This is a genomic window from Dehalococcoidales bacterium (assembly GCA_028716225.1).
Taxonomy (GTDB): domain Bacteria; phylum Chloroflexota; class Dehalococcoidia; order Dehalococcoidales; family UBA5760; genus UBA5760.
Window position 1 is genome coordinate 24,490 of record JAQUQE010000018.1, and the last position, 7,004, is coordinate 31,493.

The window sequence follows — 7,004 nt, forward strand, 5'->3', positions numbered from 1 at the left end:
TGTAAATGTGCAAAAGGTTCGGTCTTGCAGCAACTCTGGCGATGATCTTAGCAGTAACGGCTGCCTTGCTGCCGGCAAACTCGCTACTGGCGGCGGAACCAACCACAACGCTGCTGCTGATTAAGTACGCTGTTGACGGAGAGGCTGTTGTCGCCTACCAGACGGTTGATTATCAGTGGATGGAGGATAACCTGCCCGTCTGTGGCGATGGGGTTACCCATTATTATCACCAGGGACCGATATTCGAGGGTGATGTTTGGGATGGAGAAGAAGTGAATAACCTTAAGGATAAGGGAGCGGTAATGGGTACCGACGTCCGTGACCTCTGCGAGTTGATAGGCGGTATGTCTCCCGGCGAGGAGATAAAATTAAGTGCTGCCGATGGTTGGCATACCGAATTTGGCTATGCCAACATCTACGAACCGCTGGGCCGTCAGGGGCCCATCGTACTCTGCTGGTATAACGGAGAGGATGCTCTATCTGGAGAGCGTTACGGTGAGGGATATCCCGGCAAGTCGGGATATCATACTGCCATGCAGATGGTATTTATGGCCGGAACAACAAATCCCGAGGGAAAGTATGTATTCGGCAACGAGGATATGCGCATCTGCCTGTCCGAGGAGAAGTACCAGCATTTCTACGAAGGCCTGCCCAGCACCAATGGTCTTTCCGGCAAGTGGATAAGCCGGATAGAGATATTCTCCGATGATGCGGTACCGGCAGGTACGGTGACGACACTGGCAGATATCACCGGGTCCGAACCGGGACCGGCAGTATCGGAGAACAACACCGGCGAATCCTCGCGACCTCCCGGCTGGGTGATCGGTTTGATTGCAGCGGTAGGGGCAACCCTGATCGCGGTTACGCTCTACCGAAATCGAAGAAAAGGAGGGGTAGCTACTACCGGTAAATAATGGCTAAGAGATCCAGCAGGTTAACACTGATTATAGTCGGCGCGGCCTGTGTCGCTGCCGCATGTCTCTTTTATTTCCAGCCGTGGCAGCTGACCGCCAGTCAGGAAAACATCGACTGGGAAGTAACCGTGACCGGTAGCCGCGGCGAGCAAAAATCTCTCAGCTATCAGGAGATTGTAGCCATGCCCAGCCGTGAAGCGCAGGGCGGTTATTTTACCACAGTCGGCGTAGTCTACGGTCCTTACTCGGTCAGGGGAGTGGCTGTTGAAGATATCTGCAAGCTGGTCGGCGGAATCACACCATCGGATGCGGTCTATGTCTCCGCTGAAGATGGGTATTCTATGGTATTCGACTACGAGCAGATCAATGGCGACCTCGATACCTATCAGCCGGGCACCATGTCTGTGGTCCCTCATGAAGAGCTGGAGTTATTGCTTATCTTCGAGCAGGATGGAAAACCTCTGACTCACGCCGACGGCAAGCCGCTAAGATTAGCGGTGGTAGGTAATGCCGACCTGCTTACCGAGGGACACTGGTGGGTAAAGTGGGTAGAACGGATAGAAGTTATTAGCCTCGCCGGTCCAGAAAATTAGAGACAGGTTACACCGTTATGCAAAGACTGGTTTTGGTTACAGGATTGCTAAGTCTGGTGCTCTTGGTTACCAGCTTGAATGCCTGTATGCCATTCGGTAACAGTACCCGCCAGATGCGGGTACTGTGTGCCGGTAGTCTAATCGTGCCCTTTAAAGAAATGGAGATTGCTTTCGAGGATAAGTATCCCGGTGTCGATGTTTTGATCGAGGGCCATGGCAGCATTCAGGTAATCAGGCATGTGACCGAACTGTACGAAGAATCCGATGTGATGGTAGTTGCCGACCATGACCTGATTCCGTTACTGATGTACAGCACAAAGATGGAAGGTACTGGCCAGAGCTATGCTGATTGGTATATCAAGTTTGCCACCAATTCCGTGGGTATTGCCTATACCGCGCAGAGTAAATATGCCGATGAAATCAGCACGGAAAACTGGTATGAGATCATCAGCCGTCCCGATGTCAGACTGGGTATCTCAGATCCCCGCCTTGATCCCTGCGGGTATCGTGCCCTGATGATCTGTCAGCTTGCTGAGGATTTCTACGGTAACGATAGAGTTTTAGAAGATGTCATGGGTAATTTCTATTTGCCGATTACCGTTACCGAGACCGACAACTTCCACCGGATTCTAATTCCCGAAATACTAAAACCAGAGAATGAGCGGTTGGTACTCAGAGGCGGTAGTGTCTGGCTGATATCATTATTGGAATCAGGGGATATCGATTATGCCTTCGAGTATGAGAGTGTGGCCAAGCAACACCAGGCTCAATTTCTGCATCTACCGGAGGAGATTAACCTGAGTTCTGAGGAATACGCTGATTTTTACGGTAGTGTTATCTGCCAGCTCGCTTTTCAGCGTTTCGCTTCTGTGAACCCGGAATTCAGGGGACAGCCGATAATCTATGGCGTTACAATCCCCTCTAATGCCCCTAATCCTGATCTCGGAATTGATTTCGTCAGGTTTCTTCTGGAACCGGAAGGACAGAAAATAATGACCTCCAACGATCATCCCACCATATCCCCGGCCATTGCCGATAATCCCGAGAGCCTGCCTTCCGGGATTAAGCAATTACTGCGTTGAAAGGCAGGCTTCTGGCTTACAATGTTACCCTACAGATTACACACAAGCTTAGTTTGTTCACCTGAATGTTGAAGCGGTTTATCTCTATACTCTTGATAGAGCATACCCTTTGTCTGTAGTGTAGTTATACCTACAATTGGACAACCATCCCCGATTATTAAGTAGGCGTGCCAACTCTTATGCTGAAGGGTAGTAATGGTGTATTGTGACTACGTAACCAATATCATTTAACATTCCTCAGTTTGGTTTACTATAGAATTCATCTTCTAGATACGATATATCCTGCCACGAGTATTAGAGAACCCCCTAGTATCATAAGTGGTGTCGGCGTTTGAGATAGAAATATTAACCCAAAAACCACGGCACTAGCAGGTTCGAGATAGGTTAATACTACTGCTTTCTGAGCCTTTATCAAATTCAAACCTTTCAGGTAGAAGGTGACTGCAAAGCCAGTGTTTAAGATACCCAAAATCATAAGGAGTATCAGGGAATGCAGATCGGGAGGAAAATCTATGCCTATTACAAAAGGCAAGAGAAACACTGAGGCTATAGAGTAGGAGTAAAACGCCACAACTTGGTTTGAGAAACTAGACAAAGCCTTCTTCGATAAGATGACGAATCCTGCGTATGCGAGACCAGCGAGTAACCCAAGAACTATTCCCAGTTGATTCTGATCGCCACCAAAACGCAAGCCCTGTTGAAAAGAGATTAGCAATATCCCCCCTACGGAAATAACCAAGGCAATCAGCGTAGATTTCTCCAGCTTTTCTTTAAGTAACAAAGGGATAAGCAAGGTTGCGAATATTGGAGCCGTGTAGTTAAGAAAGACAGCATTGGCGATAGCAATGAGTTTCATCGATTGGAAGAGTAAAGCCCATCCCAGAGTAAGCATTAACCCTAAGCCCAGCATGATGTTCCATGATTTCCAGGACTTGGCAACGGTTATCACTTCTGATCTTTGGGTTATAAGCACTACAGGTAATAGAGTAAGACTCGCAAAAATGACTCGGAAGAAAGTAATGGACTGGGCATCGTAGGCAACCTGGTTTACAATCACCCCATTAGAGCCCCAAATTATAGCTGCTACGGCCACATACAAATACCCGGAGAATCTTGATTTGAATCGCTCCAGCATGACTACCCTGTTCGCATAAACCTCGGAAAAGTCATTCTATATTCTATATCATAATCAGTACTGAGGTCGTCCCTCCTTTGGTTGTATTATCATACCTTTAGCGACGATTGACCCTTTCAGCCGTTTGTTTAATACAATGATGAGCATTTTTTCGGTATGTACTAAATATACACGCAGGGACCATTTGACTTACAAGCCAAATCAGGATATTCGATGCCGGATGTGGAAAAGGTTTTAAACGGGCTGGATTGGCTTCGATATAGAATTCCAAAAGTAAAAACGCCAGGATGAAGTGGGCTACGGTGATTAATGACGCGACTTTGAAAGCCACCCCGTGTTTCGGGCATAATTTACCTTGTATAGCTGTCGCATATCACTGATAACCCCACTTTTTGGGTAAAATTGATTTTCGGTACGGAGATTATTTTGACTGCAAGAGCTGCCAGCCTGGTCAAGAACCACAATTTCGTGTTCATGCTTGCCATGGTGCTTGCCCTGACTTTTGGGCTGGATACACGCTGGACGGAGACACTACTGATGCCGGCCCTGGGTCTAAACATGACCCTTTCTGTACTTGACATTAGCAATCAAGACCTCGCCTCAATGCGCAGGACGCCGCGGCCAGTGCTGCTTTCACTTTTGTTCAACTATGTTGTTTTGGGTGGTGGCATGCTACTTATGGCTAGGTGGTTAATAAAGGATACCCAGATATGGGGAGGGTTCGTTACCCTTGCGGCTATGCCGCCTGGTGTTGCTGCCGTGCCCTTCAGCTATATGCTAGGTGGTAATACAGTATTCTCGCTGCTGGGAACGGCAGGGTTATACCTCGCCTCGCTAGGTATAACACCGGCTCTCATGATTCTGTTGCTTGGTTCGGATTTTGTTAACCCGCTACGTTTACTCACCATACTGGCTCAGTTGATAGTAGTTCCGCTGGCGGTATCACGTTTGCTTATCTATAAGGGCCTTTTCGAACGCATCAAAAGGTGGCGAGATACGGTGGTTACTTGGAGTTACTTTCTGGTAATCTACGTAGTTATCGGTGTCAACCGGGAGGTTTTCTTCGCCCATCACGATATACTGTTTGAGGTTGTTGTCATCGCATTTACCCTTACCTTTGGACTTGCCCATATCATAGATTTCGCTGCTCGCAAGATGAATGTCGAAAGGCCCACGGCGATAAGCTGGGTTATGGTTGCAACCCTGAAGAACGCTGGTCTTGCCAGTGCCGTAGCCATCGCCTTTCTTGGTGAAAAAGCGGCTTTCCCGGCAGGAGTTATTTCGCCTTTCGGTATTTTACAGTTTCTATGGCTGGGTTTCTACTACGGGAAGATACGCAAACGGGAAGGCGTGCAGTGATTCATCACGGGTGAAATAGGGCTTACCTATTGTATCCCCGTGTCTGTTTCAGATTTACTCTTGCCTACGAGCATAAGGGTACCTACATAGCCGTTGACTTAGAGACTAGGGAAATATAGTCTTGATTGAGCTATGGGGGCATGGATACGAACTCCCCAGCAAGAAACTAGAGTGAGATTGGCGATAATATAACCGCTGTTACTAATTAAGATGGTAAATAAAATTGTGTGTTTATACAAAGTTTATTTAGTGCAATTGAGAATAAAAAAGGGGTAGCCGGAAATTTCCGACCACCCCTGGAAATAGAGACGAAAAAAGGTATAGTATCCCTATAGCGGATACTATACCGTTAAAAAAGTATGGCTACCCTCATCAAGAGAGGCCCATTATAAGTTGTTAGACCGCCCCGCTCTCTGAAAAAAGGCAAGGCTAACCCTATATCAAACCGAGCAATTATCGCCTTGCTTTTGTTATCTACCCCCTTAAATAACCATATCAGTAGCCCGCAACCCGCTGGCACTACTGATATTATGGACTAGCCCGACTTATGTCCGTGGGAAAGTCCATAAGCTAATTATAGGGATATCACCAAAAGCAAGTTAAACCTTGCCCTTGAGTGGTAGCTTTTATATTCAGTTGTCCAGAACCTTGCCTAACCCGCACCTCGCTGGCATTAGCCAAAACCCTAGAGAAGGTATTATCCCTTCCACTATATATATTGGTAAATCACCCCGTTTTATGACGCTTCTATAAGCTTTTTTTGAGCCTTTTTTCTTTCGCGCCAGTAGTAGTGTGCTTCACTATCGGTTAGCCGATAGCCCGCATGCTTTTTATAGGCAAGCTTAACAAACCGGTGAGGATAGCCTTCCAGAATAAGACGAGCGTCAAGTCTAGGTATAAAATCGGCGCTATCATCGGCTATCAATTCGCATAACGGTGTGCTATCCCCGTTACCATCCTCTACCAGCCTATCAAGGCTGTCTAACTTGATTGCCTTCGGACATTCTCGGTATAGATTGTACTCTTTACACTTTGCCCGTTGCGCTTTGCTACATCGGCTACAGTCTATCCCGTTAACCCTCTTAAAGTGAACTCTCCAGTATTGCGCCCTCTCATAGCAGGCCACCCGTATCAACCCCGCTTTTGTCAAAGGCCTTCCCATCTGGTCATACTTTACCTTGACTTTGGCCATAACCAGTATCAAGTCGTGAAGGAAGTCCTCTCTATCCTCTGGCTTCACCTTGTGATTAAAGCCACTTGCTACCTTATAGAATAGCGCCCAATCACCCTTTAGCTTGTCATAGCCGTTATGCCCGTTGCCTTGATTGCCATTACCTTGATGGTCATTGTCATCTGTGTTATATTCGAGTGTGTCTAGCATTGTGGTAAATCCCCCTTTGTTAGACTTGCCCTAGCTCTGTTAAGCACTGGCTAGGGCATTTTGTTTAGCCACAAGGCAAGGCTCTGGACTATAGATATTCAGTTGTTAATGTGCTTTACGTTTACAGCTTCATTATTGAACAAAAGAACTTTTGGTTTAATCAGAGGAAGCAATTACATCCTCATCCCCCCGGGGGGAGAGAAACGGTCGTCGCAAAAGCAAAAACATGAAATAACCAGCGGTACCATGAGAAATAGAAACACCTGTGGAAGATGTTCCACAGGTGTTCAGTGATAGAGAGCTATGACATGTACTAGTGAGTTAGTGCTATTTACCCACCGGCACATCATAGTAAAACCGACGTACCCTGCAGATGGAACACCAGGTGGTATGACCACCGCGGCACGGCTTTGGCTCCGGATGATGAGGACAGAGTTCGCCCCCGTAGCGCAGCCGTTCCAGCAGCCGGGGATTATTAAAGAAGGCTAGCGATCCGCAATCAGCGCAGTGGGCCATGTAACCACTTTCTAACTCAAAGAT

Annotated in this window: 7 protein-coding genes; 4 read left to right on the forward strand and 3 right to left on the reverse strand. The window is 47.3% G+C overall.

Annotated elements, in window-relative coordinates; genetic code table 11:
* The first annotated feature begins 5 nt into the window (after positions 1-5).
* From PHI12_09625 to wtpA, 3 genes are read left to right on the forward strand one after another with little or no spacing between them, the layout of a single operon-like run.
* On the forward strand, positions 6-914 hold the full coding sequence (locus tag PHI12_09625; GenBank protein MDD5511054.1) for a hypothetical protein: 909 nt from the start codon (positions 6-8) through the stop codon (positions 912-914).
* Complete coding sequence (locus PHI12_09630) at positions 914-1,507, forward strand: molybdopterin-dependent oxidoreductase (protein ID MDD5511055.1); 594 nt, start codon at positions 914-916, stop codon at positions 1,505-1,507. Before PHI12_09625 ends, PHI12_09630 begins: the two co-directional genes overlap by 1 nt.
* 17 nt (positions 1,508-1,524) lie before the next feature.
* Entirely contained in the window at positions 1,525-2,589 is a 1,065-nt protein-coding gene (gene wtpA, locus PHI12_09635) for a tungstate ABC transporter substrate-binding protein WtpA (GenBank protein ID MDD5511056.1), read from the forward strand.
* Between the two features lie 259 nt (positions 2,590-2,848).
* Here the strand turns inward: wtpA and PHI12_09640 are convergent, their stop codons facing one another.
* Complete coding sequence (locus tag PHI12_09640; GenBank protein ID MDD5511057.1) at positions 2,849-3,724, reverse strand: DMT family transporter; 876 nt, start codon at positions 3,722-3,724, stop codon at positions 2,849-2,851.
* Between the two features lie 426 nt (positions 3,725-4,150).
* Here PHI12_09640 and PHI12_09645 point away from each other — a divergent pair, with 426 nt between their 5' ends.
* A complete protein-coding gene (locus tag PHI12_09645; GenBank protein MDD5511058.1) occupies positions 4,151-5,083 on the forward strand; it encodes a hypothetical protein in 933 nt (310 codons plus the stop codon).
* A 736-nt stretch (positions 5,084-5,819) separates the two neighbouring features.
* Here the strand turns inward: PHI12_09645 and PHI12_09650 are convergent.
* Both PHI12_09650 and PHI12_09655 read right to left on the reverse strand, forming a co-directional pair.
* Positions 5,820-6,464: a hypothetical protein gene (locus tag PHI12_09650; protein ID MDD5511059.1), complete on the reverse strand. Its 645-nt coding sequence runs from the start codon at positions 6,462-6,464 to the stop codon at positions 5,820-5,822.
* 327 nt (positions 6,465-6,791) lie between these two features.
* Positions 6,792-7,004 (reverse strand): hypothetical protein (locus tag PHI12_09655; protein ID MDD5511060.1); only part of this gene is annotated, 213 nt, incomplete at its 5' end.

What these genes read in the sequence shown, in the direction of transcription:
- PHI12_09630 (MDD5511055.1), top strand. Translation starts at nt 914, where the DNA reads ATGGCTAAGAGATCCAGCAGGTTAACACTGATTATAGTCGGCGCGGCC.
- PHI12_09650 (MDD5511059.1), bottom strand. Translation starts at nt 6,464, where the DNA reads ATGCTAGACACACTCGAATATAACACAGATGACAATGACCATCAAGGT.
- PHI12_09625 (MDD5511054.1), top strand. Translation starts at nt 6, where the DNA reads ATGTGCAAAAGGTTCGGTCTTGCAGCAACTCTGGCGATGATCTTAGCA.
- wtpA (MDD5511056.1), top strand. Translation starts at nt 1,525, where the DNA reads ATGCAAAGACTGGTTTTGGTTACAGGATTGCTAAGTCTGGTGCTCTTG.
- PHI12_09640 (MDD5511057.1), bottom strand. Translation starts at nt 3,724, where the DNA reads ATGCTGGAGCGATTCAAATCAAGATTCTCCGGGTATTTGTATGTGGCC.